A 25,700-nucleotide genomic window follows, 5' to 3' on the forward strand; every position below is an offset into this window, starting at 1 on the left:
TCAGAGTCGCTTCTGCTCGTCGGCGGCGTTCGCGTTTTGGTCGTCCGCCGTGGCCGGCTCGTCCCCGTCCGGCTCGGGGTGCGGCGTCGCCTCGCCTGCACGTTCACTCACCTGCTCGCCGTAGTACCGGATGATCACCGCGAGGGCGGCGGCCACCGGCACGGCGAGGAAGGCGCCGATGACGCCGAACGTCGAGGCGCCCAGCGTGACGGCGAGCAGGACGATCACCGCGTGCAGGTTCATGGACTTCGACTGGAGCCATGGCTGCAGGACGTTGCCCTCCAGTTGCTGCACGGCGAGGATGATGCCCAGCACGATGAGCGCCGTCACCGGTCCGTTGGCCACCAATGCGATCAATACGGCGAGGCCACCGGCCACGAACGCGCCGACGATCGGCACGAAGCCACCGATGAACGTGATGATCGCCAACGCGTAGGCCAGTGGCACTCCGAGCACCAGCAAGCCGATCCCGATCAGCACCGCGTCGACCAGGCTGACCAGGGCCTGGGTCCGGATGAAACCTCCGAGCGTCGACCAGACGCGCTGCAGGACCTCCGCGAAGTGCGGCGCAGCGGGCATGCCGACCGTACGGCGCAACCATGGCACGAAGCGCGGGCCATCCTTCAGGAGGAAGAACGTGACGACGATCGTGGTGAAGAGCGTGACCAGCGCGGAGGTCGCCGCGCCCACGCCCGTGAACACACCGGATGCGATCTGCGTACTGCTCGAGTTGAGCTGATCGTTGATGGCCGTGACCGCGGAATTCAGTTGCGTCTCACTGATGTTCAGCGGTGGTCCGCCGAGCCAATCCCGCACCTGCACGACACCGGCCGTGGCCTGTTCCGCCAGCTCGGTCGACTGTTCGACGATCGCGGGCGCCACGGCGGCGAGCACTCCGGCGATCACGCCCATGGCCAACAGGAGCACCAGCAGCACCGCGAACGCCGGTGCCACGCCCTTGCGCAACAGCCAGCCCACCGGCGGCCACAGCACCGTGCAGACGATCACGGCGAGCACCACCGGCAGGAGGATCACCCACGTCTCCCCCACCACCCACGCCAGCACCCACAACGCCGCCGCCACCAAGACGAACTGGAATGCGACCGTCGCACTGGACTGCAGATGGGACTTGAAGATCGAACCGCGAGTCGGAGCCGCCATGGCTTCATCCAACATGAACTACCTCGTTTCCCTCGCGCGCCCTCCTCGACTGGCCCTCGATTCCCCGTTCGCCCTGCCGGAAACGACCGGTTCACCTCGGCTGTACCGTGGCGACCGTGAACTTCTCCCGTGGGTCTTCGTCCGTCGCCATCGCGGCCTGCGCTGCGTCTCTCGTCGTCACGCTCGCCGCATGCGGGTCGGACACGGAGGAAACGTCGGCGAGTTCGTCGTCGGCCAGCACCTCCTCCGACGTGTTCACACCGCCCAACCTCACGGAGACGGCCAACGAAGCGGGTTGCCCCACCGCGGCCCCGGCCGAAGGCGGCGCCCCGGAGTGGACGCTGCCCGGAGCCACCGGCAGCGTCGACGTCACCGGATCGACCGACGCGGCCGCCCCGAGCGTGAAGGTCACCGCTCCCTTCAGCGTGACCGAGACGCAGGTGCAGACGCTCAAGCCCGGCGACGGCCCGGTCGTCTCCGACACCGCCACCGTCCTGGTCTGCTACATGGGCGTCAACGGGCGCGATGGCTCGGTGTTCGACAGCAGCTATGAGCGCGGCGCACCGGTGGACTTCCCGCTCGACGGCGTCGTCACCGGCTTCCAGAAGGCGATCGCGGGCCAGAAGGTGGGCTCCACGGTCGCCGTCGCCATGACCTCCGCCGACGGCTACCCCGACGGCCAGCCCGGTGCCGGCATCCAGCCCGGCGACAGCCTGGTGTTCGCCATCAAGATCCTCGACGCCTCGAGCTGAGCGTCGGCGGTGCACGCCGCCGACCACGAGGACTCTCGCGAGATATTGGCGGGCCTGAAGATTTGGGTACCCCCGTTTCCATGACGGTCATCGGATTCCACTGTTCGCACGAGCAGATCAGCCCGGCGCAACTCCTGCGCGACGTCCAGCACGCCGAACGGGCCGGGTTCACCGCCGGCATGTCCTCGGATCACTTCAGCCCGTGGAGCGAACGGCAGGGCGAGTCGGGGTTCGCGTGGAGCTTCCTCGGCGCGGCGCTGGCGACCACCGATCTGCCCTTCGGCGTGGTCAATGCGCCCGGGCAGCGCTACCACCCTGCGATCATCGCCCAGGCCATCGCGACGCTCAGTCAGATGTTCCCCAACCGTTTCTGGGCCGCGCTCGGCTCCGGTGAGGCGTCGAACGAACGCATCACCGGCGAAGCGTGGCCGCGCAAGGACGTGCGCGACCAACGGCTGATCGAGTGCGTCGACGTCATCCGGCGCCTGCTGCGCGGCGAGGAGGTCAGCCACGAAGGGCTCGTCGAGGTCAATCGGGCCCGGCTGTGGACGCTGCCGGACACGGTGCCCGACCTCGTCGGCCCTGCCGTCACCCCGCGCACCGCGGCCCGCCACGCCGCCTGGGCGGACGGCCTCATCACCGTCAACCAACCGAAGGACACGCTCCGGCAGGTGCTCGACTCGTATCGCGACGCCGGCGGACGCGGCCCGGCCCGGCTGCAGATCCACCTCAGCTGGGCACCGTCCGACGACGAGGCGTTGGCGATCGCCCACGACCAATGGCGCAACAACGTCTTCGAGCCGCCCGTGTCCTGGGACCTGGAAACGGTCGAGGCGTTCGACATCGTCGGCGGAGCGGTCACGGCCGACCGCGTCCAACAGTCCGTGCTCGTCTCCGGCGACCTCGGCCGCCATGCCGACTGGCTCGCGGCGTTCGTCGACCAGGGCTGGGACGAGTTGTACCTGCACTTCGTCGGTCAGCAGCAGGCCGGTTTCATCGACGCCTTCGGCGAGCACGTGCTGCCCCAGCTGTCCCCCACCGCGCCGGCAACGACCGCGGCGATGGCATGAGGAAGTCCGATACCGGCGACCTGTGGTGGAAGAACGCCGTCTTCTACTGTGCCGACGTCGAGACCTTCTACGACTGGAACGGCGACGGCTGCGGCGACCTGCGTGGCATGAGCGAGCGGATCGAGTATCTCGCCGATCTCGGCGTGACCTGTCTGTGGCTCATGCCGTTCTATCCGACGGCTCGCAAGGACGACGGCTACGACATCGTCGACTTCTTCGCCGTCGATCCACGCCTCGGTACGCTCGGCGACTTCGTCGAACTCGTCCGCACCGCCAAGGCGAGCGGCATCCGGGTGATCATCGACTTCGTCATGAACCACACGTCGGACGCCCACCCCTGGTTCAAGTCCGCGCGACGAAGCACCGATGACCCGTATCGCGACTATTACGTGTGGAGCGCAACCGAACCCGAGTCCAGTCCCAAGGACGTCGTCTTCCCCGACCAGGAAGACAGCATCTGGGAACTCGACCCCAAGACGGGTGAGTGGTACCTGCACCACTTCTACAAGCACCAACCGGACCTCAACATCGAGAATCCCAAAGTGCAGGAGGAGATCTCGCGCACACTCGGATTCTGGTTGCAGCTGGGCGTCGCGGGTTTCCGCGTGGATGCCGTGCCGTTCCTGTTCGCCAAGGACGGGGTACCGGGCAAGCCCGACGGCTTCGACCCGGCGCAGTACCTCGGTGACTTGCGGAACTTCGTCACCCGCCGGGTCGGTGACGCCGTGCTGTTGGGCGAGGTCAACGTCGACTACGAGCAGCAGAAGGAATTCTTCGGCGGACCCGATGGCGACGGCCTCAACATGCAGTTCGACTTCATCGGGATGCAGAACCTGTTCCTCTCGCTGGCGCGCGGTGACGCCGGTCCGCTCACCAAGGCCCTCGAGCAGCGCCCCACGCTCGACATCACCAGCCAGTGGGCCAACTTCGTGCGCAACCACGACGAACTCACCCTCGACAAGTTGAGTGACGACGAGCGCGCCGAGGTGTTCGAGGCGTTCGGCCCCGACCCCGACATGCAGTTGTACGGGCGGGGGTTGCGCAGGCGGCTGCCGTCGATGCTCGGTGGCGACACCAGGCGGATGAAGATGGCGTACTCGCTGGCCTTCTCGATGCCAGGCAGCCCGGTGCTCTTCTACGGCGAGGAGATCGGCATGGCCGAGAACCTGGACGTGGAGGGACGATTCGCGGTTCGCACCCCGATGCAGTGGACCGGCGACGTCAACGGTGGGTTCTCCAAGGCCGCGAAGCGCAGACTTCCCCGGCCCATGACCGACGGCCTCTACGGTCCGGATCACGTGAACGCCGCCGACCAGCGCCACGACCACGGTTCCTTCTGGTGGTTCATGCGCAACCTCATCTACACCTACCGGCAGCAGCCCGAGATCGGGTGGTCGACGGTGCAGGTCCTCGACCAGCCGCACTCGGCGGTGCTCGCGCACGTGTGCCGTGAGGACGAGTCCAACTGGGCGATGGTCGCCCTGCACAACTTCGGTGCCGACGGCTGCCTCGTCCCGCTCACCCTCGACGACCTACCCCCGGGGTCGGTTCTGGTGGACCTGCTCGACGGGCTGAGCGAGCACGAACTCGACGCCTCGTGCCGCGTCGAGTTCAGTCTCCCGCCCTACGGCTACCGGTGGCTGCGCGTGCGCAAGCCGGAGGACGATCCGATCATCTGATCCAAAGGCGTTGCGCGCCCGAACAAGTAGCCCTGGGCCAGTCGGCAGCCGGCAGCGAATACCGTGTCGGCCTGGGTCTGGTGCTCGATGCCCTCGGCGATGACGTCCAGGCCCAGCGAGCCGCAGAGGCCGATCACCGAGCGGTACAGGGCCAGGTCCCGGTCTGGCTCGGCGCCGACCGCCAGGCTGCGATCCAGTTTGACGGTGTGCACCGGCAGCGTGTGCAGGTACGTCAGCGAGTTGAAGCCTGCGCCGAAGTCGTCGAGGGCCACCTTGACGCCCATCGTGCTCAACCGCCTGATGGCGGCGGCACCCGCGGTGAGGTCGACGATCGGAACCGTCTCGGTGATCTCCAGGACAACCCGGCCGGCCTCGATGTCGTGTCGGGCCAACGTCTGCACCACCACTTGCTCAAACGCGGCGTTGCCCAGCCGTGCTGCTCCGATGTTGACGTGCAAGTCGAGTTCCAGGCCGGCTGCTCGCACCTCCCGGCACGCCACGTCGAGCACCATGGCGTCCAGAGCCGCTCCCAGCCCGGCTCCCTCGGCGACCGCGACGAACGTCTCCGGCGGGATTTGCATGTCGTTGGGCGCAGTCCAGCGCGCCAGCGCCTCCACCGCCACCGGTACGCCGTCGGGCAGGCTCACCACGGGCTGGTAAACCAGGCGAAAGCCCGCCGGAACCCCACCCTTCGCCTGCCGCAATGCGCTCGGGAAGTCGACCGACACCCCCGAGGACGGCCGGTAGACGACGGCGGTGTTCTTGCCGAGGCGCTTGCCCGCGTACATGGAACTGTCTGCCTGCCTTATCAAGTCGTCCGACGTCGGCGTCGGCTCGCCGCTGGGTGGCCGGACGAGGCCCATGCTGGCGCGCACGCGCACCGCCGAGCCGTGCACGGCGAACGGATCCCGCAGCGCGACCCTGGGCCGATCGGCGACGACCTCGGGAAGCTCGTCGTCGCCCTCGACCAGGACCGCGAACTCGTCGCCGCCGATGCGGGCCAGCGTGTCCGACGGCCCGACGCAGCGTTTGAGCCGCGCGCCGACCGCGCACAGCAGGTCGTCGCCCGCGGCGTGCCCGTACTGGTCGTTGACCTCCTTGAAGTCGTCGATGTCGACGAAGATGAGCACGAACCGGCCGTCTCGCAGCGCTTCGTCCAGTCGTTGGGCGAACAACAATCTGTTCGGCAACCCGGTGAGCGGGTCGTGCTGCACCTGATGGGCCAACCGGCGCTGGGCTTCGTAGAGCCGTTGGGTCAGCAACTGCTGGGCCCGCATGGCCACCACCTGACGGGTGGTGACGAGCGCGATCAAGGCCAACGCCATGCAGATCAACGTCGAAGTCAGGCGCTGCCCGATCATGAGGTGGAACGCCAGGAGGCTGAAGATGGCGACGAAACCGATGTACGGCACGACCGACTGCACCCAGTCCATGGCGTGCGCGCCGCCCCTGCCCGAGAACTCCGGCTGGCGCTCGAGGACCGAGAACGCGATCAGCAATGGCCCCAGGATCGCTCCGACACCACCCCAGAGGTCGCCACCCTCGACGCCTGCGGTCCTCAGGTAGGCAATCAGCCGGTCGGAACCCGCGATGATCACCACGCCACCGGACAGCAGCAGGTAGTTCGCCCGGTACGGTCGGTCGCGTCCGTACGCCATCGCCATGAGCACCGCGAGTACGACGACGATCAGCTCGAGTACCGAATAGGCGATCACGAGCGTCGTGTTCTGCGACCGTGGCAGCGCCGCGCCCGTCTTCGCACCCAGCCCGGCGATGAGGACCAGTATCGAGAAGGCCACCGCGGCCACCAGGCCGTCGAGCCCGGCGATGACCCGGGAGTGCGGCATCGCGGCACCGCGCCGGGCGCTCAGCCCGGCGGACCGGGCCAACAACATCATCGCCAGCAGCGAGAGCACCGGCGGCATGAAGTAGGCAACGACACCCGGCAGCGGTGCCGTGTTCGCGCCGTCACCCGTGCCGCCGAACCACCAGAACAGCTCACCGACGAGCCAGCTCGTCATCGCCGCGATGACCAGCAGCCGCCACCACCGCGCGATCCCGGCCACCCGACGCGCGACCGTCACCGCGCAGACGAGTGCCCCTGCGCCCACGCCCGCCTGCAGGACGGCCGCGATCCAATGGGCCGCGCCGTGCCCGAACAACGCCAGGGCGTTCATCCACGCGAGCACTGCCACCACGGTGAACAGGCCGAGCCGAACGTTGCTGCCGTTGACGATCACGGCCCCCCGTTCGTCGTCCTATGTGTCAGCGATCGCTCATCGTCCCACGCCGGACGGCCGATCCGAGTCGCGATGACCAGGCCGACCGCGAATTGCTTCGCGACGGGCCGACGATCAACTCGCCGCGCCCCGGCATCGCGTCGAGCAGTAGATCACCTGATCCCACTGTCCCCTCGACCGCCACTTCTTCCTGTTCGAGAACGGTCGGCCGCACGTGGCGCACGTCTTCGTCTCGGTGTTCTTCTGCACCCAGCACGCATACCCCAACTGTCCGCGCCGGCACCGCCGAACCGTTGTAGCATTTTGCTACGAGCTGTAGCAGTATGTAGTCGGGAGGTAGGCCATGGCGAACATCGCCGATCGTGTCACCAGGGTTGCTGCCGACCTCGTCGAGAGTGCAGCGGTCGAAGGCGCCCGCCAAAGTCGTTCGGCCAAGCAGCAGCTCGATCACTGGGCTCGCGTCGGACGGGCGGTGTCCAGCCACCAGACCGCATCTCGTCACCGCGTAGAAGCGGCACTGGCAGGCGATCTGGACGTGACCGCGCTGGCGGACGAAGAAGGCGTCGTCTTCAACGCTGAGATATCCGCCGCCATCGAGGAGAGTCTCGCCTCCACGAACTATGGGGACGTCCTCGCCCGACGTGGCATCACGATGGTTGCGCTCGACGACGACGGTGAGATCGTCGAGTACTGGCCGGACGGCACGTCGGCCGTGGTGCGCATCGACGAGTGAGGCCTGACCGCACTGCCGTCGACGGGCGATCCCGGTGAGGCGGCTCGATCTCGTCGTCGGTCCGAACGGTGCGGGTAAGTCGACCTTCGTCGCACTGACTCTGGCACCGCTGCTGCCTCGCAGCGTGTTCGTCAACGCCGACGAGATCGCCAAGCAGCGCTGGCCGGACGATCCGATGGGCCACGCCTATGACGCGGCGCGCGTCGCCGCCGAAACCCGGGCGAGACTCATCGAACTGGGCAAGCCCTTCATCGCCGAGACGGTGTTCTCGCACCCGTCGAAGCTCGAACTCATCCGCTCCGCACGCACGGCCGGGTTCACCGTCGCCCTGCACGTCGTACTCATCCCCGAGGACCTTGCAGTGGAGCGCGTGAAGCGCCGGGTGATGCACGGCGGACACGACGTGCCCGAGGGCAAGATCCGGGAACGGCACCGCCGGCTGTCGGAACTGGTGGTGACGGCGATGCCCACGGTCGATACGGCGACGGTGTACGACAATTCGCGCCGACGGGGTCCACGCATCGTTGCGCAGATGACCGCGGGAACGATGATCGGTGCACCGTCGTGGCCGTCCTGGACGCCGGCGCCGCTGGTCGAGCGCTGGCCGGCTTGACCACCTGCTGCGACTGCCGACGGTTCGACTGCGGCCCGCCGGGGTAGTCGGCGCGGGTTGTCGTCGTCGCAGGTGAAGGGGTGGGTATGGAATCGTCCGAGAGCGTCCCGTCGAAGACTGCCGAAGACCAACGGGACGCGCCCGGGCAACTCACCGGCGCCGTGGTGATCGTCGCGCTGGTGTCGGCGATCTCGGGCGTGCTGTACGGCTACGACACCGGCATCATCTCCGGCGCGCTCCTGCAGATCACCGACGACTTCGGCATCGCCGAGACGTGGAAGCAGGTCATCGCCGCCAGCATTCTGCTCGGCGCCGTCATCGGAGCACTGACGTGTAGTTACCTGTCGGACAAGCGCGGTCGCAAGGGCACGTTGCTACTGCTGGCAGTCGTCTTCGTCGTCGGTGCGCTGTGGTGCGCGTCCGCGCCGAATCCCGTTCTGCTGTCGCTCGGTCGGCTCGTGCTGGGGTTCGCCGTCGGTGGTGCCACGCAGACGGCGCCGATGTACGTCGCCGAATTGGCACCGCCGAAATACCGTGGTCGCCTGGTGCTGTGCTTCCAGATCGCGATCGGCGTGGGGATCGTCATCGCCACGATCGTCGGTGCCACCGAATCGATTTCGTGGCGCCACTCGATCGGTGCCGCGGCCGTCCCCGCCGCGATCATGCTGGGGCTGCTGCTCCGGCTGCCGGAAAGCCCGCGGTGGTTGGTCAAGCAAGGCAACGGCGACGAAGCGCGCAGCGTGCTGCAGCGGGTGCGCCCGTCGAACTACGACGTGGAGCGCGAACTCGACGAGACGGCGAACCTCGCCCGGGTCGAGCGGACCGCCAAGACGCGTGGGTGGCCGGGTCTGCGTGAGGCCTGGGTGCGCCCCGCGCTGATACTGGGGTGCGGCATCGCCATCTTCACTCAGCTCAGCGGCATCGAGATGATCATCTACTACTCGCCGACCATCCTGACCGACAACGGATTCGACACCTCGGTGGCGCTTCAGGTGTCGGTGGCGCTCGGCGTGACCTACCTCCTGGCGCAACTCGGCGGACTGGCGATCATCGATCGGGTCGGCAGGCGTCGACTCACGCTGATCATGATTCCCGGTGCCGCGGTCAGCCTGTTCGTCCTGGGATTGCTCTTCGTCACCGGCAACAGCGGTCGCGACTCGATGCCCTTCATCATCGCGTGCCTGATCGTGTTCATGCTCTTCAACGCAGGCGGGTTGCAGCTGATGGGCTGGTTGACGGGGTCGGAGACCTACCCGCTGGCCGTGCGTCCCGCGGGCACCGCCGCCCAGTCGGCTGCGCTGTGGGCAACGAACCTGTTCATCACGCTGACCCTGCTGTCGCTGATCACCGCGATCGGTGTCGGTCCGTCGATGTGGTTGTACGCCGCGTTCAACGTGGCGGCATGGGTGTTCGTCTACTTCCGGATGCCCGACCTCACCGGTAGGAGTCTCGAGGAAATCGAGGGCAAGCTCGCCGACGGCAAGTTCCGCCCGGCGGACTTCGCGCGCTGAAAGCCCGTCAGGAGGTGGCGCTCTCGCGTGCCTTCTCGAGTTCGGCGATCAGCGCGTCGACGTCCGCGCGACGCTCGGCTGGGACCTGCAGCGAATAGAACGTACCGATGCTGACGGTGACCTGCAGCAGGTGCTCCTTCTCGGTGCCGAACAGCTTCTTGCGCCTCGTGAACTCCTTGACGTCGGTGCCGGAGTACTGGTCCGCGGGGTTGCGGCCACGCGACGTGCCGGTACGCAACTTCTCGACCCAGTTGCCGTCCACGACGATGCTCTCGCCGTTGATCCCATCGATGCGGAACATCAGTACCCGATCTCGTCGCAGATCGGCGGAATGATGAACAGGGATCCCCGCGGACTGCAGAACGGGCGCGGGCCGGGCGGAGGCGGAGGGGGCGGCGCCGGCGCGAGTACCGGCGGCGGTTCGGCCGGCCGCGGTGTGCCGGACCACGGGTACATGGTGTTGGAGGTGACGTCGACGATGCCATAGGAGTTCCAGTACCAGTCGTGGCACGTGTTCCAGTCCCAACTGACCACCTGACTGCCCGGCGGCAGCGGATCGCCGGGGCACCAGTGCGTGCAGGTGAGGCCCTGGGGGCAGTTGCCGCCCTGGTAGCTCGGACCTTCCGCGATGGCGGTGGCCGTGCTCAGGCCCGACATGGTCAGGCCGGCGGCCACCACGGCTGCCGTAGCCAAGCGAGACAGTCGAATCACGTGAATACCCCCTTCGTGGCCCCACCCTCGTGGCGGCGCCCGTCGGCATCGAGTACATCGTCAGTCGACCCCATACCGATCCCAACAACGATGCACCCGACGCAGACCCGCCGCAGCGATTTGGGCTACCGGGCGCCACGCCCGTCGTCGTCATCCTGGCCCTGATGCGACTCGTCGTCGTCCTGCCCGTCCGACCGAACCGGTTCGAGGGCGACGCTCAGCGATCGATGGCTCCCGGTCGCGCTGGCCTGTTCCGGCTCAGCGGGCTGCAGGCGTACGACCCGGCCCACGGCACGGCGCAGCCCCGGTGGTCCCTCGATGCGGAAGAAGTCGCCGAGCCGTCCGGCGCGGTACCGCAGCGGGGACCCCACGAACTCGCCCAGCACCACACCGCTGCCCAGTGCCAGCGCCACGGCAGTTGCCGAGAGCAGTTGCGCCAGACCGTCGTCGAAGTTGCCATCGACCGCGAGGTAGAACACGGCACGGAAGACCGCCAGACCCGGCAGCATCGGCATGATGGCGGCGGTCGCCGTGATGAGAGCCGGGGCCTGCCTGCGGATCGAGATGAGGGTGGCCACGAAGCCGACCGCGACCGCGGCGGTCCCGGTCGCCACGACCTGGCCGACGCCCGCCGTCCCGAGTGCGATCAGGAGCCACTCGGCGCTGGCCGCGGCAATTCCCGCGATGACCACGGACCGCAGCGGGGCGTAGCTCGCCACGGTCAGGCACGCTCCCGCCAATCCGGCGCCCACCACGGCGATGGCGATGGTCAGCGGCTGGTTCGGGATGATGAAGCTCTCGGTGGCGTCGACGTGGAGTTCGATCGAGATGCCGGCGAGCGTCGCGACCTGCAGCCCGGCGACGATCCCCACGACGATCCCCGAGGTGAGGAACAGCGCCTCTCCGAGCCGCGCCACGGCAGTGAGCATGTTGCCCGTCACCGCGTCCTGCATGGCGCCGACGAACGTCAGTCCCGACAGGAGCATCACGATCCCGGTGGCCACCAGCGCGGTCGGGTTCAGTCCGGCGAAGAGGTACGCGGCGACGGCCACGAGTGTCGCGATCGCCGCGCCCGTGACGTGCTGGAAGAAGAAGGGGGTGCCGATCCGGTTCAGCAGCCGGCCGGTCTGGTCGATCACGGCCGACGTCACCGCTGCCAGCACGCACGTCAGCCACGTGCCCCCCAGCAGCATGGCGATGCCCAGCGCGAACCCGGCCCAGCCGACGGTCGCGAGCCAGCGCGGGTAGCGATGCGGTTTCTCGGTCAACTCGTCCATGGCGTCGTGCGCCTCGTCGACCGTGACGCCGCCGGAGGTGATGCGTTGCACCAACTGGTCGAGATCGGCCAGCCGCGTGTAGTCGGTCGACCTGACGTGCACGGCCCGCACGATGGTCACCGCCGGGCTGTCCGCGGTCGGCAACGCCGACACCAGCGCGGTCGTCCCGAAGACGTCGACGACGCAGTCGGTGAGGCGATACGCCAGGGCCACGTCCTCGGCGGTCGCGATGACGTCGGCGGTGCCCGCACCCGACGACAGCATGACTTCGGCGAGCCGGATGGTCAGGTCTAACACGCGTCGGGTATGCAGGTCGCCCACGTCCCGAACGGTCCGCCTGCGCTGCCCGGCGATGGGTGCCGGGTCGCGGCGGCCGGGCAGCGCTATGCGTACCGCCCGGCGGGTGCGTGCGCTGTCATCGGATCGGTCGCGTGCCACTCGCAGCAGGATACTGGCGCGTGGCACGCCGACCCGAATCGCTGCGCTCCCGTCCCCGGGACGCACCGGCCGAGCGGCGCGGGATTACTCCGCCGGCGGTTCGAAGAGCTGCAGGTCGTTGCCCTCCGAATCCTTGAACGTCGCGATCTTGCCCCACGGGTGCTGAGCCACCTCGTCGATGAACTTCACGCCCGCATCAGTGAGGCGGACGATCTCGTCGTACAGGTCGACGTCCGGCTGGAAGGTGAGGATCGCTCCCCCGCCTGCGCCGCCGTGTGTCGACTCGCGGGCGTTGAGACCGATCGTGACTCCGTTGCCGTCGACCTCCGACCAGTCATCGCCCTCGTTCTTCACGGTGAGTCCGAGCGTCTCGCCGTAGAACTTCACCGCTCGGCTCATGTCCTCGACTGGAAGCCACACCGTTGCAATACCGCTAGCCACTGTTCCTCCAAGAGATTTCGGGATTCGTACACCCGCTGATCTACCCCGTACCGGCCGTGCCACACCACGTCGAAGCGAGCCGAATGTGACGTCGTCGTCACGAGTGGAACCGTCGTCGAGGACGATGGAAGGGTGCCAGAGGGTGACACCGTCTACGCGTTGGCCCGGCGCCTCGATGCCGCGCTGCTCGACCGAGTCCTGACCCACGGCGAACTGCGCGTGCCCGCACACGCGACCGACGACCTCGCCGGGCTGACGGTGCTGGGCCACGACACCCACGGCAAGCATCTGCTGACGCGGTTGTCCGACGGCCTCACGCTGCACACCCATCTGCTGATGTCCGGTTCGTGGACCGTGTCGGCCGAGGGGCGGTGGCTCCCGCCCACGGTCATGCCCGACGTCCGCGTCGTGCTGCGCACCGACGGGCCTGCCGCCTACGGGGTGCGGCTACCGATCGTCGAACTCATCCGGACCAGGGACGAAGCCGACGTCGTGGGCCACCTCGGTCCGGACCCGCTGCGCGCCGACTGGGACCTGGCCGAGGCCGCACGACGCATCACAGCGGATCCCCGGCGGCCGCTCGTCGCGGCGCTGCTCGACCAGCGGTGCGTCGCCGGCTTCGGCAATCTCTGGGTCAACGAGTTGGCGTTCCTGCGGGGCCACAGCCCGTGGACCCCGGTGCAGTCCGTCGACGTCGTCGCGCTGCTCGAACTCGGTGCCCGGGCACTGCGCCACTCCGCCACGGTGCCGGGCGCGATGCAGGTGACGACGGGCACCAAGCGCAAGGGCGAACAGCACTGGGTGGCGGGCCGCGCGGGTCGGCCGTGCCTACGGTGCGGTACGCCGGTCCGGGTGGTGGCCGAGGTGTCGAACGACCCGGAGAGACGGCGTACGTGGTGGTGCCCGCACTGTCAGCCGGGCCCGACGGAGCCGCCGCCGTCCGGCCGCGACTCGACCAACCGTTGACATGCAAGTAACGGCTTGCCTATTGTTCTGGCGTGGGTGACGTCTCCGGCGCCGACGTCTCCAAGGCCGACGTCTTCAAGGCGCTTGCCGACCACACCCGCCGCACGATCCTCGACGAACTGACCGACCGAAATGGCCAGACCCTCTTCGAAATCTGCGCACGTCTGACGACCAAGCATGGGCTCGGATCGTCGCGACAGGCCGTCTCCCAGCACCTCGACGTCCTCGAGGCCGCCGGCTTGGTGACGACCCGCCGAGACGGTCGCTACAAGTTCCACTACATCGACACCGCGCCGCTGGAGCCGATCCTGCGGCGGTGGCTCCCGGGCACCGCCGGTGGCCACCCCGACCCCGAAACCGAGAAGGGAACTTCATGAAGATCAACCTGACCAGCATGCTCGTCGACGACCAGGACAAGGCGCTGCGGTTCTACACCGAGGTCCTCGGCTTCGCCCCGAAGCACGACATCCCCATGGGGCAGCACCGGTGGATCACCGTGGTGTCGCCCGAGGATCCCGACGGCACGGAACTGGTCCTCGAACCGGACGAGCATCCGGCCGTCAAGCCGTTCAAGGACGCTCTGATGGCTGACGGCATCCCGTTCACGTCGTTCGCCGTCGACGACGTGCGCGCCGAATGCGAGCGGCTGCGCGGGCTCGGGGTGCGGTTCACCCAGGAGCCCACCGACATGGGCAACGTCACGACGGCGGTGCTCGACGACACGTGCGGCAATCTGGTCCAGATTGCGCAGATGATCGCCTAACCCCCGGAGCATGATGGACTCCGTGGAGTCGACCCGGGTAGATCGATGGTTGTGGGCGGTCCGGCTGTCGAAGACGCGACCGGACGCCGCCTCGGCGTGCCGGGGCGGACACGTGCGCGTCAACGACCGCGTGGCGAAACCGGCGACGATGGTTTCGCCTGGCGACCAGGTGCGCGCTCGAGTCGGCGACACCACCCGCATCGTCGAGGTGGTCAGGGTCATTCAGAAGCGAGTCGGCGCGGCAGACGCCGTCACCTGCTACCTCGATAGGACTCCCCCGCCGCCGCCGGTCGCCTCCATTCCGGTGGCCGCTCGCGATCGCGGCGCAGGCAGGCCCACGAAGCGGGACCGGCGGGTACTCGACAGGTGGCGTGCCAGCCAATTCTGAACGACCGCAGGGAGGTTCGTGCCGGACTACTTCGCTGGCCGCGGCTCCGGCACGGGTACGACTGCTTCCCACCGGGCGCGACGCTGCTCGTCGGTCTGCTCCCACCACGGCGGCGTACCGCGTTCCCCCAGTGCGACCTTGACCGCCTGCACACCGGCACGGGCCGCGGACTCCTCGTCGGTGCCCTTGGTCCGGCGGACCTCCCTGCGCCACGACATCAGCGCGGCGACTAGTTCGGTGCGTCGATCCTCCGGAATCGACGGGTCCGTCGCCCGCCACCGGCGGCCGTCGATGACGTAGTAGTGCCCGTCTTCGGTGAGTGGCGGTTGGCCCACCCGGTGAGTTTAGGGCGACAGGCGAACCCGGCGCCGAGATGGTTGTATATCGGTCGATACAAAACTCGACCGCCGGCTTCGCGCCGGCACGAAGAAGGGATGACCATGAGCTACTCGATCATCGGCTCGGGGAACATCGGTTCGGCAGTGGCCAGGGCGTTCGCCCGCATCGACGTTCCGGTCCGCGTCGCGAACGCGCGCGGCGTCGAGGCCGTGGCACGTCTCGTCGATGAGATCGGCCCGCAGGTCGAGCCGGCGGAGTTGTCCGACGCGCTCGCCGCGGACGTCGTGATCCTCGCCGTGCCGTTCGAAGCGGTCCAGGGACTGGCGGAACGGGTCGCGGATTGGAGCGGACGAATCATCGTCGACGCCACGAACGCCATCGACTACACCGACTTCTCCCCCGCCGACCTCGGCGGTCGCCCGTCGTCGGATCTCGTCGCGGACTGGGCCACCAATGCCCGAGTGGTCAAGGCCTTCGGACACACCTGGGCCCGCGTGCTGGCGCGCGAGCCAGGAGACGGCCGCGGAGGCCGCCGCGTCCTGTTCCTCTCCGGCAATCACGCCGACGCCAACGCCGAGATCGCCGCCCTCATCGACCGCATGGGCTTCGAGCCAATCGATCTCGGGCGCAACGACCAAGGTGGTCTCCTACAGCAGTTCGGCGGCCCGCTGACCACGCGGAGCTTCGTGTCCCAGGCGATCGGCGGGTCGAATCCGGCGGAGATGGACCTCGTCGACCCGTAGTGATCACCGGGACCGCCAATCCCGGGAGATGTGTGCCGCAAGTGAATATCCGGCCGAGAATGGGTAACGCTTCCTTCATGACATCAGATGACGTTGCTGACTTGAACCAGGTGATGGTGCCGACCGAAGAGGTGCACCCGGATCATCGGGAGCACGCCAAGGAATCCAAGCACCTCGACGACGGCGAACTGGAACGCCGCACGCAACACGAGCGCGAGATCGTCGACGCCGAGCGGCCCAGTCAGGAGCGATGATGACGAACCCCGAGAGCAACGACCCCGAGCAGGACCAGACACCCGAGAACGACGTGCCGGCGGCGAATCCCGCGTACTCGACACCACCGGCCGACGGTCTCCCCGACGCCGAAACCGACTGAGCCAACGCCTTCGTGATGGAATCCCTCGACGGCGAAAGCCAATGGGAAGTGGTGACCGCGAAGCCGGTCAACCGTGGTGACGCGGGCGACGGCGCCTCCGAGGACGTCGTCGCCCGCGGATCCGAGGACGAGTGTCGCCGCGTCTTCGCCGATACCGTGGCGGTCGCAGCCGCGGAGGACTACCAATACGTCGTGCTGCGTTCCGGTGGCCAGGACGTGGACTCCTGGCCCCCGCTCACGGGCTGGACCTGCTAGGTCCACTTCGTTTTTCGGACGTTTCATGCGGCTGATCCCGGCAATCGTCCAAGGGTGTCGCAACAATGGGAATGCGCGGTCGTCGGTGCGGGAGCCGCTGGCCTGAGCGCCGCCCTCGTCCTCGGACGGGCCCGCAGGCAAGTCGTGGTCATCGACGCCGGCCATCAGAGCAACCGGGCCTCGCCCACGATCGGTGGGTTACTCGGCTACGACCAACGATCGCCCGCGGAGCTGTACGCGCAGGGGCGAAGCGAGCTGGAGGCCTATCCATCCGTCGAATTCCGCACCGGAGAGGTCGTGCGCGGCAGTTCGGGCGAGGACGGTTACCTGCTGGACCTGGCCGACGGCGAAACCCTCAGTGCACGAAGGGTTCTCCTGGCCACTGGAATGAACTACAACCCGCCGGACCTTCCCGGAATCGGTGAGCTGTGGGGATCGTCGGTCTTCCAGTGCCCGTTCTGCCACGGCTGGGAGATGCGGGACGAGCGTTTGGCGGCCCTGGCCTCCGGGGAAGAAGCCGTCCATGCCGCCCTGATGCTGCGGGGCTGGAGCGACGACGTGATGTTGTTGACCGACGGGCCAACGCAATTGGATTCCGAGCAGCTCCGGATGCTGCAGGTGGCCAAAGTGGAGGTGGACCAGCGACGCGTCGCGGAACTGGCCAGCACCGAAGGCCGGCTCACGGCCGTCGTCTTCGCCGACGGCGACCGGCTCGAGCGCGACGGCCTGCTCGTCGAGGCGCCGCTGAGTCAGCGGACCCGGTTGGCCGAACAACTCGGCGCGGCATGCACACCGGGCCCACTCGCCGGTGACGCGCTCGACGTGGACCAGATCCACCGGACCAACGCGCCGACCGTCTTCGCCGCCGGTGACGTCTGCACCAAGCAGCCCCACCTCGCCGGCGCCATCGCCGCAGGATCGCAGGCCGCGATGATCATCGTCCAGAGTCTGCTGTCGGACGACTTCGGCCTGCCCTATCCGCCGGCGTGACCGACGACCGGTGACCTGGGTAACAGCTCATCCAATGCCTCGAGTTCCGTTCGGCTGACCCACGATGGGTTGGCCTGCTGCGGCGACCGGAAGACCTCCATCGTGCGCAACACGGGCACGGTTGTTAACTCCTCTGCGGTCACCGGATCGTCGAACAGACCGATCTCGGTCGGAACGCGCAAGCCGTCGGCTTCGGCATACGGCCTGCCGGCGATCCGGCCCGCGCCCCAGATCCCGCGGCGGGGGTGCGCCGACACCCAGAACAGCACGCGCTGACCAGTTTCGATCAACCGCGAACGATAGTTGTCGGCAATGCACCAGGACGGCTTCGCCCGGCCCGCCGCGACCATCGGTTCCAGCGCGGTCGACTTCGGGTTGCACTTGATGACCCAGGCACCGAGCGTCTGCTCGGTCACGGGCCGCGACGGCGACGTCACCGGCGCACCGTACTCAACCCCGTTCGATGGACCCGGGGTCACCCAACGGCGGTGACGCCGTTCCGCCGTCCTCGGGCTGGAATTCCGCCGAGCCGTCGTCCTCCTCGGCCGTCAGGTGTTCTTCGTGCCGCTGATCCGTGGGATCGGTCATGTCGCGCCCTTCCACTTGGTAGCGAACCGCGTACCCAGTCGACCTTCCCGCCAACCCGCGGTGTCGTGCTCAGTCCAGGCAGAATTCGTTGCCCTCGGGATCGGCGAGGACGATGTGGCCGGCGTTCAACGGCGGCTCCGGCTCGTGCCGACCGATGCGGGTCGCGCCCACGGCCACGAGGCGAGCGCATACGGCCTCCAGCGCCACCATGCGCTCCTCACCCGTCAGGTCCGGTGCTGCGCGCACGTCGAGGTGGACGCGGTTCTTCGCGTCCTTGCCCTCCGGGACGCGCTGGAAGAAGATCCGCGGTCCCGATCCCTCGGGATCGACCAAGGCCGACGCGTCGTTGCGGTGCTCCTGCGGGACCCCCATCGATTCCAACGCGGCATCCCAGGTGTCGAACCCGGGAGGTGGAGCCTGCACCTGGTACCCCAACACCTCGGCCCAGAACGTGGCCAGTGCGGCGGGGTCGGCGCAGTCGAACGTCACCTGAACTTCACGGGACACGAAGTAGTCCTATCGTCATGGTCGTCCTTTCGACATGCGGGCTAGGTCACGTCGGGGGTACCCGTTCCACCGTTGGGGATTGCATTCGGGCCGCGAGGGCATTCTGGGCCCGTGGAAACCGTCGAATACGCCCCGGGACGCAAGGCCGATCTCCATGGCGAGCCCTCCCGTCCCACCGTGCTGATGTGGCACGGCATGCAGACCGACGCCAGAGCGTCCGTCGCTGTGCTGGCCGACCTCGTCGCCGGCCACGGCCTCCACGTTCTTGCCTCTGATTGGAACTCCCACGCCGACGATCGAGGGCGTTCGGACCTGCTGGCGTCGTTGGACTTCGCCAGGGGCTTCGGGTCCGGTCCCCTGGTGCTGGTCGGGTGGTCGATGGGCGGGCTCGCAGCGGCGGACCTCACGGTGCACGCGCATCGGCTCGAGATCGATCTCACCCACACGGTGTGCCTCGCGGGCGCGTTCATGGCCGCGGGCCCGATATCTGGCCTGCACGTGACCGAGAGCCTCTCCTCCGAGGAGATCGGCACGCCGTTCACCCTCCTGCACGGCGCGGCCGACGACGTGGTGCCCCCGAAGGCCAGCACCGAATTCGGGGAGGCATTGCGCGCGGCCGGTTGGCCGGTGGAGGTTGCGATGCTGGATGCCGACCACGCCTCGATCGCAGGCGCCGCCCACGACTCAGTGGCCGACGTCTACGTCCCCGCGACCGATGGCGCGACCCGAGACGTCGCCTCCGACGTGGCAGCGCGCATCGCGGCAGTGGTGGGCGTTCGGCCCGACTAGGGGGGACGACTTGGTGGACGACTTAGGTGGACGACGGCCTGGACGACCGCCGGGTCGCTGCGCGGGCTGCGAGGTAGAGCACGGCGCCGACTGCCAGCAGGATGGCGCCGAACAGCCAGACCGTCGCAGTCTGCTGGGTGAGCAGCAGCACGCACGACAAGACGCCGAGCACGGGCACGAACGTCCAGACCCGGAAGTGATCGTGCTCGACGGCGTCGCGGCGGAGCACCAGCACGGCGACGTTGGTCGAGATGAACACGAACAGCAGCAGCAACACGACGGTTTCGGCGAGCGTGGAGAGGTCTCCCACCAGGGTCAGCACCATCGCGACCGCCGTCGTCGCGACGATTGAGACCCACGGCGTCCGACGTTGCGGCAGAACGCGATTCAGCACGCTTGGCAACAGGCCGTGCTCGGCCATCCCGTACGCCAGTCGGCTCGACATGATCATGGTCAGCAGTGCGCCGTTGGCCACGGCGACCAGTGCGATGGCACTGAACAGCCAGTCCGGGACGTTGACGCCCGAGGCGCCGACCACCGCGAGCAACGGGCCCGATGACTCCGACAGCTCGTTCGCGGGCAGGGCGATGGCGCTGGCGATTCCGACGAGCGCATAGACGACGCCTGCGGTGACGAGTGCGCCGAACAGTGCGGCGGGATACACCTTGCTCGGATTGCGGATCTCCTCGGCGACGTTGGCCGAGGTCTCGAATCCCACGAATGAGTAGTAGGCAACGATGGCGCCGCCGAGGATCGCCATGGCAGGCACCGAGCCGTCCGGGAACTGCGTGATCCTGTCGACCTCGCCGCGGCCACCACCGACCATCACCGCCACCGCGACGATCACGATGAGCAGACCCGACAGTTCGATCACCGTCATCACCATGTTGCTCTTCATCGATTCGCTGATGCCCCGGGCGTTGAGGCAGGCGACGAGGACCAGGAACACCATGGCTGCCGGCACCGCGGGCACGTCGATGAACGTCGACAGGTAGTCCCCCGCGAAGGCAAGGGCGAGGCCGGCGGCGCTGGTGACACCCGCGGCGAGCATGCAGAAGCCGATGAGGAACGACAGCACCGGTTGCTTGAACGCGCGCTCGGCGAAGACGGCGGCGCCGCCGGCCTTCGGATACTTGGTGACCAGTTCGGCATAGGAGCCCGCAGTCAACAGCGCCAGCACCAGCGCCGCCACGAGCGGCGCCCACAAGACGCCGCCGACGTCCTCGGCCAGCACTCCCATCAGCGCGTAGATGCCCGCACCGAGCACGTCGCCGAGGATGAACAGGAACAGCAGTGGTCCGGTGATGCCGCGCTTGAGCTTGGTGTCCTCGCCGACCTCGGTGTCGTCGTGCGCTCGAGCTTCCGATGTCATGTACGCCTCCCGCACTGCATGGCAGGCGACCCCGTCATCGCCAGTTCGGCATAGGTCATACCCCGTCGGGGTTGAGCTACGCATCTCCTGTGACGTAGCGGTGACGTGTCGTGTGATCCCGCTGCCTTCGGGTACAGCACCCTCATGACTGACATGGCAGAACGATTCGTGTCCGCATTGGGCGAACTCCACACCAGCAACGACGTCGACCCGCTCGTCGAATTGTTCGGCGACGACGCCACCTTGAGCAAGGCGGGTCTCCCGCACGAGGAAAGCGGCAAGGACGGTGCGCGCGCCTTCTGGCAGCAGTACCGCGACGTCTTCGGCGACATCGAATCCGACTTCAAGCATCAGGTGGTCGACGGAGACCTCGTCGTCCTCGAGTGGACCTCGAACGGAACCCTGCGCGACGGCAGTGACTTCAGCTACGACGGCGTCAGCATCTTCGAGGCCGACGGCGAATCGATCACGGCATTCCGCACCTATTACGACACGGCGGCGTTCCTGAGCGCCGAGGCGAAACGCTGAGCCGATCGCCCAACGCGAGGATCTCGAGTCACCGGTGGCACAGTGAGCGGTGTGAACGACACGACGGCTCTGGCAACGCGTCTATCCGGCGAGAAGTTCGTCTCGCTGACGACGTACAAGCGCAGTGGTGAAGCAGTCGCGACGCCGATGTGGATCGTGCGCGACGGTACTCGTCTCTCGGCGTGGACGCCCGCAGACTCGTGGAAGGTCAAGCGAGCGCGCCGCAACCCCCGGGTGACGCTTCGCGCGTGTGGGCGGACCGGGAGGGTCGACGCCGGCGAACCGGTGCTCGAGGGCACCGCCGAGGTGGTGACCGATCCGGCCGAGGTGTCCAGGGTGGAGAACCTGGTGAAGCAGAAGTACGGCCTGGAGTTCCGGGTGATGACCCTGATCGAGACCATCGCCGCGCGGGGGCGCAAGAGCCGTGTCCTGCTGCGCATCTCGCCTCAGCCGACGAAGGGTAGTTGATCCGACATGAGCAGGGCGCGCCCCAAGGTACTCATCATCGGCGGTGGTTTCGGTGGACTGTTTTGTGCGCGGCGACTCGGCAAGGTCGACGTCGACGTCACGGTGCTCGACCGCGCCGCATGCCACGTGTTCCAGCCGCTGCTCTACCAATGTGCGACCGGAACGCTGAGCATCGGCCAGATCAGCCGGTCGCTCCGCGAGGAACTGGCCGACTACCACAACGTGCAGACCCTGCTCGGCGAGGCCGTCCGACTCGACGCCGACGCGCGGACCCTGACCGCGCGCCGTCCCGACGACAGCCAGTACACCCTCGACTACGACTACCTGGTGATTGCCGCCGGGATGCGGCAGTCGTACTTCGGGCATGAGGAGTACGCCGCGTGGGCACCGGGGATGAAGACCCTCGACGACGCGCTGAGCATCCGGCGCCGCCTCTTCGGTGCCTTCGAAATCGCCGAGACGCTGCCTCCTGGTCCGGAACGGGACAGCTGGCTCACCTTCGCCGTCACCGGCGCGGGCCCCACCGGCGTCGAATTGGCCGGGCAGATCAGGGAACTCGCGACGCGGGCGCTGGCCAACGAGTTCCATGCGATCGAGCCGGAGGAAGCGCGGGTGCTGCTGTTCGACGGCGGTGATCGCGTGCTGAAGACCTTCGCGCCGGCCTTGGCCCATCAGGCTGGCCGGACGTTGGAGGAACTCGGCGTCGAGATGCACTTCGGCGTGCACGTCACCGACGTCCGGCGCGACGGCATCACGGTGAGCCCGAAGGGGGGCGGGCCGGACGAGGAGTACGCCACCCGGACGGTGTTGTGGACCGCCGGCGTCGAAGCCGTGCCATTCGCCCGTCACGCCGCAGAGATGCTGGACGCGACCACCGATCGCTCCGGCCGCATCACGGTGAACGAGGATCTGTCGGTGCCAGGTCACCCGGACGTGTTCGTCGTCGGTGATCTCGCTGGGCGCGAGGGGCTACCGGGTGTTGCCGAGAACGCAATGCAGGGCGGCTGGCACGTCGCGGCGTGCATCCGGCGTGACCTCGCCACCCGCGGTCGGCGGAAGTACCGGTATCGCGACCTCGGATCGGCGGCGTACATCAGCCGCGGACATGCGCTGCTGCAGGCTGGTCCGGTGAAGCTCACCGGTCGGCTGGGTTGGCTGGGCTGGGGGTTCATCCACATCGCGTTCCTCACCGGGGTGCAGAACCGGGTCAGCACGGTCGCGACGTGGATGGCCTCGATCGCGCGTGCCAATCGCACGGACCGCACGTTCATCCTCGGTGGTTCCGGTCATCCCGAGGAGCCGTACACCTGGGAGTCGCCCGTTCACCAGGGCAACCACGCGGCCAAGGACGATCAGAAGGCGTAGCGGACGCGGCAGGTCGGCAGCTTCTCGTCGATGAGATCGGTGAGCTGTTGGACCCAGCGGCCCTTCCAGGGTGACTTGTAGCGGACGTTCCACTGACCGTTCTGGCTGCGCTTGGCCTGCTGCAGGTCCGGCCGCCACAGCAGGTCCTCGCCCCTGGGGTGCCACAGCATGTTGACGTCGTGCAGACCCTCGTTGTGGGTGAGGAAGATGATCTCCGCCGCGAGCTGGGCCTTGGTGCGGTCGTTCGTTCCATCGGCCACCTGCTCGAGCAGCTCGGCCCAGTCGGCGAGCCAGTTCTCGTGCACGATCACGGGACTGAAGTTGAGGTGCACCTCGTACCCGGCGGCGACGAAGTCGTCGATGGCGGCGATGCGGTCGGCGACCTTGGACGTCCGCACGTCGACCAGGCGCGACGTCTGCTCCGGCATGAGGCTGAACCGCACCCGGGTCCCGCCCCTCGGGTCGTAGTCGAGCAGGTCACGGTTGACCAGTTTCGTGGCAAAACTGGCCTTGGCGTTGGGAATTCGAGCGAAGAGGCCGACGAGGTCGCGGACGTTGTCGGACACCATCGCGTCCGCCGAGCAGTCGCTGTTCTCGCCGATGTCGTAGATCCAGTCGACCGGATCGCACTGATTGGGCACGAGCTTGGGGCCTTGGCGCTTGGCGTGGCGTTCCAGGTACCCGGTGATCTTCTCGATGTTCGCGAACACCGTGATCGGGTTGGCGTAACCCTTGCGTCGCGGCACGTAGCAGTACGAGCAGGCCATCGCGCAGCCGTTGGCCGTCGACGGTGCGATCCAGTCGCTCGAGCGTTCGTTGCGGCGCGCCGCGAGGCTCTTCTTCTCGCCGAGGACCAGCACCTCGCGCTTGTTGCGGACCCAGTCCGCGGCACTGCCCTCGTTGCCGTAGAGCCCGGGGATCGCCTGGTGCGACAGGATCTGGACGCGCTCGGCCTCGGGGAACCGATCCATCACGTCGCGAGCCCGCGGGAACCGCTCGATGTCGGGTTCGTGATAGATCCGCTTGATGTCGATCAGCCGGTCGGCCAGCTCGGCCGGGGTGCGGCGAACAGGCACGTCAGGGGACGTGGACGTCATGCTAGGTACAACGCCCGCCGGTGGGCTGGGAGTTCCAGTCGGCAACGTGTGATGGGTCCTATTTCGCGTGCCCGGGGCCCAAGGTGTCGAGGCCGGCCAGCGCACAGGCCTCGTCGTCGGCGGTACTCGCACCGCTCACCCCGACCCCGCCGACCACGACCCCGTCGATCCACACTGGAACGCCACCACCGAAGATGACGAACCGGCCGCCGCCGTTGGCGTGCAGTCCGAACAGCTCCCCTCCCGGCGCGGCGAGCGTCGCCAGTTCCGACGTCGCGATGCGGTTCGCGATGGCGGTGTATGCCTTGTCGACGGCGAGTACCGGCCCGGCGATCTCGGCGCCGTCCATCCGGCCGAACGCCACGAGGTTCCCGCCCGCGTCGACGACTGCGGCGGACACCAGGACCGCCCGTCGGCGTGCTTCGGCGTGTGCGCCGGCGATGATGCGATTCGCGGCATCCAGGTCGAGGGTCACGGGAGCGATCCATAGGTTCGTTCGGTCACCGACGAAGCATACCGATGGGTTTACCCGAAGCCGTCGTCGCGTGTACGGTCAATCCAGTAAACCGCTCGGTGTACCCGGCGGCCAACCAAGAACTGGAGCAGGGAATGACCTCACTGGCCAATCAGACCGTCCTCGTCACCGGAGCCAATCGCGGCATGGGGCGGCAGTACGTGACGCAGTTGCTCGACCGGGGCGTGGCCAAGGTCTACGCGGCGGCCCGCGACGCCTCTCGAATCGACGCATCCGATCCGCGCGTCGTCGCACTGCGCCTCGACGTGACCGACGCTGCGTCGGTGGCCGAGGCCGGGCGCGTGGCTTCCGACGTCTCCGTGCTCATCAACAATGCGGGCATCGCGCGCGGCGCATCGGTGCTGTCCGCGGACACCGCGTCACTGCGAGAGGAGTTGGAGACCAACCTCTTCGGGCCGCTTGCCATGGCGTCGACGTTCGCCGACGGAATCGCCGAGCGGTCGGGCGCGATCGTCAACGTCGCCTCGGTGCTCGCCTGGCTGCCCATCGGTGCCAGCTACGGCGTCACGAAGGCCGCACTGTGGAGCGCGACGGACTCCATGCGGCTCGAACTGGGTCCTCGCGGCGTGCAGGTGGTCGGCGTCTACGTCGGTCTCGTCGACACCGACATGGGCAACGCCTTCGCCGACACCCCCAAGTCGGATCCCGCGGACGTCGTGCGAGCGGTGCTCGACGGCATCGAGTCGGGCGCTGAAGACGTTCTCGCCGACGACATGACGCGCACCGTCCGCGCGTTGCTCGACAAGCCCGCCTCCGAGCGTCTCGCCGCCATGTCCTAGCGGCTGGCCGCGGGTTGGCTTCCTCCGCGAGCGTGCGTGTCTGCGGGCGACACGCCGACTGAGAACGGCAGTTTGCGCACGCTCGCCGAGGTGACGGGCGGTAGCAGGCGTGTCACTAATCTCGCGGATATTGGCATTGCCGCCACTGGAGTGTGTGGATCGCGGGCGCGACACTGGGAGGGACAACCCGTCCGCCGCGCGCTAGAACCACGATGAGGAACTCCGT

34 protein-coding genes are annotated in these 25,700 nt (G+C 67.9%); 20 read left to right on the forward strand and 14 right to left on the reverse strand.

The genetic code is table 11. The features are described from left to right. A complete protein-coding gene (locus tag G6N61_RS03445; RefSeq protein ID WP_163917264.1) occupies positions 1 to 1,161 on the reverse strand; it encodes an AI-2E family transporter in 1,161 nt (386 codons plus the stop codon). Positions 1,162 to 1,277: 116 nt separating this feature from the next. Between G6N61_RS03445 and G6N61_RS03450 the strand changes: the two genes are divergently transcribed. From G6N61_RS03450 to G6N61_RS03460, 3 genes are all read left to right on the forward strand, one after another. Then, the gene (locus tag G6N61_RS03450; protein WP_163917265.1) at positions 1,278 to 1,913 is read left to right on the forward strand and encodes an FKBP-type peptidyl-prolyl cis-trans isomerase; all 636 of its coding nucleotides are present in this window, start codon (positions 1,278 to 1,280) and stop codon (positions 1,911 to 1,913) included. 80 nt (positions 1,914 to 1,993) lie between these two features. Then, positions 1,994 to 2,983, forward strand: coding sequence for a TIGR03885 family FMN-dependent LLM class oxidoreductase (locus tag G6N61_RS03455; protein ID WP_163917266.1), 990 nt, complete (start codon positions 1,994 to 1,996; stop codon positions 2,981 to 2,983). After that, positions 2,980 to 4,662, forward strand: a complete 1,683-nt coding sequence (locus tag G6N61_RS03460) for an alpha-amylase family protein (protein ID WP_163917267.1) — start codon at positions 2,980 to 2,982, stop codon at positions 4,660 to 4,662. The genes G6N61_RS03455 and G6N61_RS03460 overlap by 4 nt, the downstream gene beginning before the upstream one ends. Here the strand turns inward: G6N61_RS03460 and G6N61_RS03465 are convergent. Both G6N61_RS03465 and G6N61_RS31420 read right to left on the reverse strand, forming a co-directional pair. Further along, positions 4,614 to 6,839, reverse strand: coding sequence for a putative bifunctional diguanylate cyclase/phosphodiesterase (locus G6N61_RS03465; RefSeq protein WP_163924570.1), 2,226 nt, complete (start codon positions 6,837 to 6,839; stop codon positions 4,614 to 4,616). The genes G6N61_RS03460 and G6N61_RS03465 overlap by 49 nt on opposite strands. An 88-nt stretch (positions 6,840 to 6,927) precedes the next feature. Continuing rightward, on the reverse strand, positions 6,928 to 7,353 hold the full coding sequence (locus G6N61_RS31420) for a hypothetical protein (protein WP_456152518.1): 426 nt from the start codon (positions 7,351 to 7,353) through the stop codon (positions 6,928 to 6,930). On the opposite strand from G6N61_RS31420, the gene G6N61_RS03475 reads away from it, so the two are divergent. The 3 genes from G6N61_RS03475 to G6N61_RS03485 all read left to right on the forward strand — a co-directional run bounded on the left by G6N61_RS03475 (position 7,246) and on the right by G6N61_RS03485 (position 9,759). Further along, positions 7,246 to 7,635 carry a TA system antitoxin ParD family protein gene (locus G6N61_RS03475; RefSeq protein WP_163917269.1) on the forward strand — a complete coding sequence of 130 codons (390 nt, stop codon included), beginning with the start codon at positions 7,246 to 7,248 and terminating at the stop codon, positions 7,633 to 7,635. The genes G6N61_RS31420 and G6N61_RS03475 overlap by 108 nt on opposite strands. Positions 7,636 to 7,669: 34 nt before the next feature. Next, positions 7,670 to 8,248 carry an ATPase gene (locus G6N61_RS03480; RefSeq protein ID WP_163917270.1) on the forward strand — a complete coding sequence of 193 codons (579 nt, stop codon included), beginning with the start codon at positions 7,670 to 7,672 and terminating at the stop codon, positions 8,246 to 8,248. Positions 8,249 to 8,334: 86 nt separating this feature from the next. Beyond that, the gene (locus G6N61_RS03485) at positions 8,335 to 9,759 is read left to right on the forward strand and encodes a sugar porter family MFS transporter (RefSeq protein ID WP_163917271.1); all 1,425 of its coding nucleotides are present in this window, start codon (positions 8,335 to 8,337) and stop codon (positions 9,757 to 9,759) included. A 7-nt stretch (positions 9,760 to 9,766) separates the two neighbouring features. Here G6N61_RS03485 and G6N61_RS03490 read toward each other — a convergent pair whose 3' ends face one another. From G6N61_RS03490 to G6N61_RS31085, 4 genes are all read right to left on the reverse strand, one after another. Beyond that, a complete protein-coding gene (locus G6N61_RS03490) occupies positions 9,767 to 10,060 on the reverse strand; it encodes a hypothetical protein (protein ID WP_163917272.1) in 294 nt (97 codons plus the stop codon). After that, complete coding sequence (locus tag G6N61_RS03495) at positions 10,060 to 10,452, reverse strand: hypothetical protein (protein WP_235887391.1); 393 nt, start codon at positions 10,450 to 10,452, stop codon at positions 10,060 to 10,062. Before G6N61_RS03495 ends, G6N61_RS03490 begins: the two co-directional genes overlap by 1 nt. Positions 10,453 to 10,595: 143 nt before the next feature. Next, positions 10,596 to 12,185, reverse strand: a complete 1,590-nt coding sequence (locus tag G6N61_RS03500) for a threonine/serine exporter family protein (RefSeq protein WP_163917273.1) — start codon at positions 12,183 to 12,185, stop codon at positions 10,596 to 10,598. A gap of 84 nt (positions 12,186 to 12,269) precedes the next feature. Continuing rightward, positions 12,270 to 12,857 (reverse strand): VOC family protein, encoded by a 588-nt coding sequence (locus tag G6N61_RS31085; RefSeq protein ID WP_268968345.1) that lies wholly within the window; start codon positions 12,855 to 12,857, stop codon positions 12,270 to 12,272. Here G6N61_RS31085 and G6N61_RS03510 point away from each other — a divergent pair. From G6N61_RS03510 to G6N61_RS03525, 4 genes are read left to right on the forward strand one after another with little or no spacing between them, the layout of a single operon-like run. After that, the gene (locus tag G6N61_RS03510; RefSeq protein WP_163917275.1) at positions 12,759 to 13,592 is read left to right on the forward strand and encodes a DNA-formamidopyrimidine glycosylase family protein; all 834 of its coding nucleotides are present in this window, start codon (positions 12,759 to 12,761) and stop codon (positions 13,590 to 13,592) included. The two genes, G6N61_RS31085 and G6N61_RS03510, sit on opposite strands and share 99 nt — an antisense overlap. Before the next feature lie 32 nt (positions 13,593 to 13,624). Continuing rightward, entirely contained in the window at positions 13,625 to 13,969 is a 345-nt protein-coding gene (locus G6N61_RS03515) for an ArsR/SmtB family transcription factor (RefSeq protein WP_163917276.1), read from the forward strand. Then, a complete protein-coding gene (locus G6N61_RS03520) occupies positions 13,966 to 14,355 on the forward strand; it encodes a VOC family protein (protein WP_163917277.1) in 390 nt (129 codons plus the stop codon). The genes G6N61_RS03515 and G6N61_RS03520 overlap by 4 nt, the downstream gene beginning before the upstream one ends. A 22-nt stretch (positions 14,356 to 14,377) precedes the next feature. Beyond that, positions 14,378 to 14,743 (forward strand): Hsp15 family ribosome-associated heat shock protein, encoded by a 366-nt coding sequence (locus G6N61_RS03525; protein WP_163917278.1) that lies wholly within the window; start codon positions 14,378 to 14,380, stop codon positions 14,741 to 14,743. Between the two features lie 26 nt (positions 14,744 to 14,769). Here the strand turns inward: G6N61_RS03525 and G6N61_RS03530 are convergent, their stop codons facing one another. Beyond that, entirely contained in the window at positions 14,770 to 15,078 is a 309-nt protein-coding gene (locus G6N61_RS03530) for a hypothetical protein (protein WP_163917279.1), read from the reverse strand. A 3-nt stretch (positions 15,079 to 15,081) separates the two neighbouring features. Here G6N61_RS03530 and G6N61_RS03535 point away from each other — a divergent pair, with 3 nt between their 5' ends. From G6N61_RS03535 to G6N61_RS03550, 5 genes are all read left to right on the forward strand, one after another. Beyond that, positions 15,082 to 15,825 carry an NADPH-dependent F420 reductase gene (locus G6N61_RS03535; protein ID WP_407666468.1) on the forward strand — a complete coding sequence of 248 codons (744 nt, stop codon included), beginning with the start codon at positions 15,082 to 15,084 and terminating at the stop codon, positions 15,823 to 15,825. Positions 15,826 to 15,902: 77 nt separating this feature from the next. After that, a complete protein-coding gene (locus G6N61_RS03540; RefSeq protein WP_163917281.1) occupies positions 15,903 to 16,079 on the forward strand; it encodes a hypothetical protein in 177 nt (58 codons plus the stop codon). Continuing rightward, the gene (locus G6N61_RS31090; RefSeq protein WP_264077334.1) at positions 16,079 to 16,201 is read left to right on the forward strand and encodes a hypothetical protein; all 123 of its coding nucleotides are present in this window, start codon (positions 16,079 to 16,081) and stop codon (positions 16,199 to 16,201) included. Before G6N61_RS03540 ends, G6N61_RS31090 begins: the two co-directional genes overlap by 1 nt. Positions 16,202 to 16,216: 15 nt before the next feature. After that, positions 16,217 to 16,456 (forward strand): hypothetical protein, encoded by a 240-nt coding sequence (locus G6N61_RS03545; protein WP_163917282.1) that lies wholly within the window; start codon positions 16,217 to 16,219, stop codon positions 16,454 to 16,456. Between the two features lie 54 nt (positions 16,457 to 16,510). Then, positions 16,511 to 17,446 carry an NAD(P)/FAD-dependent oxidoreductase gene (locus G6N61_RS03550; RefSeq protein ID WP_163917283.1) on the forward strand — a complete coding sequence of 312 codons (936 nt, stop codon included), beginning with the start codon at positions 16,511 to 16,513 and terminating at the stop codon, positions 17,444 to 17,446. Here the strand turns inward: G6N61_RS03550 and G6N61_RS03555 are convergent. The 3 genes from G6N61_RS03555 to G6N61_RS03565 all read right to left on the reverse strand — a co-directional run bounded on the left by G6N61_RS03555 (position 17,431) and on the right by G6N61_RS03565 (position 18,541). Beyond that, complete coding sequence (locus G6N61_RS03555; RefSeq protein WP_163917284.1) at positions 17,431 to 17,883, reverse strand: hypothetical protein; 453 nt, start codon at positions 17,881 to 17,883, stop codon at positions 17,431 to 17,433. The two genes, G6N61_RS03550 and G6N61_RS03555, sit on opposite strands and share 16 nt — an antisense overlap. Positions 17,884 to 17,896: 13 nt before the next feature. After that, positions 17,897 to 18,034 carry a hypothetical protein gene (locus tag G6N61_RS03560; protein ID WP_163917285.1) on the reverse strand — a complete coding sequence of 46 codons (138 nt, stop codon included), beginning with the start codon at positions 18,032 to 18,034 and terminating at the stop codon, positions 17,897 to 17,899. Between the two features lie 69 nt (positions 18,035 to 18,103). Then, positions 18,104 to 18,541, reverse strand: a complete 438-nt coding sequence (locus G6N61_RS03565) for a VOC family protein (protein ID WP_163917286.1) — start codon at positions 18,539 to 18,541, stop codon at positions 18,104 to 18,106. 111 nt (positions 18,542 to 18,652) lie between these two features. Here G6N61_RS03565 and G6N61_RS03570 point away from each other — a divergent pair, with 111 nt between their 5' ends. Continuing rightward, the gene (locus G6N61_RS03570) at positions 18,653 to 19,330 is read left to right on the forward strand and encodes an alpha/beta hydrolase (protein WP_163917287.1); all 678 of its coding nucleotides are present in this window, start codon (positions 18,653 to 18,655) and stop codon (positions 19,328 to 19,330) included. A 22-nt stretch (positions 19,331 to 19,352) separates the two neighbouring features. On the opposite strand, the gene G6N61_RS03575 is transcribed toward G6N61_RS03570, so the two are convergent. Further along, a complete protein-coding gene (locus G6N61_RS03575; RefSeq protein WP_163917288.1) occupies positions 19,353 to 20,702 on the reverse strand; it encodes an APC family permease in 1,350 nt (449 codons plus the stop codon). Between the two features lie 144 nt (positions 20,703 to 20,846). On the opposite strand from G6N61_RS03575, the gene G6N61_RS03580 reads away from it, so the two are divergent. Genes G6N61_RS03580 through G6N61_RS03590 form a run of 3 tightly spaced genes read left to right on the forward strand, consistent with a single transcriptional unit; the run spans position 20,847 to position 23,063 of the window. After that, on the forward strand, positions 20,847 to 21,230 hold the full coding sequence (locus G6N61_RS03580; protein ID WP_163917289.1) for a nuclear transport factor 2 family protein: 384 nt from the start codon (positions 20,847 to 20,849) through the stop codon (positions 21,228 to 21,230). A 51-nt stretch (positions 21,231 to 21,281) separates the two neighbouring features. Then, positions 21,282 to 21,698: a PPOX class F420-dependent oxidoreductase gene (locus tag G6N61_RS03585; RefSeq protein WP_235887392.1), complete on the forward strand. Its 417-nt coding sequence runs from the start codon at positions 21,282 to 21,284 to the stop codon at positions 21,696 to 21,698. A gap of 6 nt (positions 21,699 to 21,704) precedes the next feature. Continuing rightward, entirely contained in the window at positions 21,705 to 23,063 is a 1,359-nt protein-coding gene (locus G6N61_RS03590; RefSeq protein WP_163917290.1) for an NAD(P)/FAD-dependent oxidoreductase, read from the forward strand. On the opposite strand, the gene G6N61_RS03595 is transcribed toward G6N61_RS03590, so the two are convergent. Next, complete coding sequence (locus G6N61_RS03595; protein ID WP_163917291.1) at positions 23,051 to 24,160, reverse strand: spore photoproduct lyase family protein; 1,110 nt, start codon at positions 24,158 to 24,160, stop codon at positions 23,051 to 23,053. The genes G6N61_RS03590 and G6N61_RS03595 overlap by 13 nt on opposite strands. Positions 24,161 to 24,218: 58 nt before the next feature. Continuing rightward, positions 24,219 to 24,635, reverse strand: a complete 417-nt coding sequence (locus tag G6N61_RS03600; protein ID WP_163917292.1) for a GlcG/HbpS family heme-binding protein — start codon at positions 24,633 to 24,635, stop codon at positions 24,219 to 24,221. Positions 24,636 to 24,769: 134 nt separating this feature from the next. Here G6N61_RS03600 and G6N61_RS03605 point away from each other — a divergent pair, with 134 nt between their 5' ends. Continuing rightward, complete coding sequence (locus tag G6N61_RS03605) at positions 24,770 to 25,474, forward strand: SDR family oxidoreductase (protein ID WP_163924573.1); 705 nt, start codon at positions 24,770 to 24,772, stop codon at positions 25,472 to 25,474. The last annotated feature ends 226 nt before the right edge of the window (positions 25,475 to 25,700 follow it).

Source organism: Mycolicibacterium arabiense (assembly GCF_010731815.2).
Taxonomy (GTDB): Bacteria; Actinomycetota; Actinomycetes; order Mycobacteriales; family Mycobacteriaceae; genus Mycobacterium; species Mycobacterium arabiense.

Excerpts from the sequence above, each read along its gene's own strand:
- G6N61_RS03445 (WP_163917264.1), bottom strand. The coding sequence starts at position 1,161 with ATGGCGGCTCCGACTCGCGGTTCGATCTTCAAGTCCCATCTGCAGTCC.
- G6N61_RS03455 (WP_163917266.1), top strand. The coding sequence starts at position 1,994 with ATGACGGTCATCGGATTCCACTGTTCGCACGAGCAGATCAGCCCGGCG.
- G6N61_RS03460 (WP_163917267.1), top strand. The coding sequence starts at position 2,980 with ATGAGGAAGTCCGATACCGGCGACCTGTGGTGGAAGAACGCCGTCTTC.
- G6N61_RS03465 (WP_163924570.1), bottom strand. The coding sequence starts at position 6,839 with ATGAACGCCCTGGCGTTGTTCGGGCACGGCGCGGCCCATTGGATCGCG.
- G6N61_RS03475 (WP_163917269.1), top strand. The coding sequence starts at position 7,246 with ATGGCGAACATCGCCGATCGTGTCACCAGGGTTGCTGCCGACCTCGTC.
- G6N61_RS03485 (WP_163917271.1), top strand. The coding sequence starts at position 8,335 with ATGGAATCGTCCGAGAGCGTCCCGTCGAAGACTGCCGAAGACCAACGG.
- G6N61_RS03490 (WP_163917272.1), bottom strand. The coding sequence starts at position 10,060 with ATGTTCCGCATCGATGGGATCAACGGCGAGAGCATCGTCGTGGACGGC.
- G6N61_RS03520 (WP_163917277.1), top strand. The coding sequence starts at position 13,966 with ATGAAGATCAACCTGACCAGCATGCTCGTCGACGACCAGGACAAGGCG.
- G6N61_RS03540 (WP_163917281.1), top strand. The coding sequence starts at position 15,903 with ATGACATCAGATGACGTTGCTGACTTGAACCAGGTGATGGTGCCGACC.
- G6N61_RS31090 (WP_264077334.1), top strand. The coding sequence starts at position 16,079 with ATGACGAACCCCGAGAGCAACGACCCCGAGCAGGACCAGACACCCGAG.
- G6N61_RS03545 (WP_163917282.1), top strand. The coding sequence starts at position 16,217 with ATGGAATCCCTCGACGGCGAAAGCCAATGGGAAGTGGTGACCGCGAAG.
- G6N61_RS03560 (WP_163917285.1), bottom strand. The coding sequence starts at position 18,034 with ATGACCGATCCCACGGATCAGCGGCACGAAGAACACCTGACGGCCGAG.
- G6N61_RS03575 (WP_163917288.1), bottom strand. The coding sequence starts at position 20,702 with ATGACATCGGAAGCTCGAGCGCACGACGACACCGAGGTCGGCGAGGAC.
- G6N61_RS03580 (WP_163917289.1), top strand. The coding sequence starts at position 20,847 with ATGACTGACATGGCAGAACGATTCGTGTCCGCATTGGGCGAACTCCAC.
- G6N61_RS03590 (WP_163917290.1), top strand. The coding sequence starts at position 21,705 with ATGAGCAGGGCGCGCCCCAAGGTACTCATCATCGGCGGTGGTTTCGGT.
- G6N61_RS03595 (WP_163917291.1), bottom strand. The coding sequence starts at position 24,160 with ATGACGTCCACGTCCCCTGACGTGCCTGTTCGCCGCACCCCGGCCGAG.
- G6N61_RS03605 (WP_163924573.1), top strand. The coding sequence starts at position 24,770 with ATGACCTCACTGGCCAATCAGACCGTCCTCGTCACCGGAGCCAATCGC.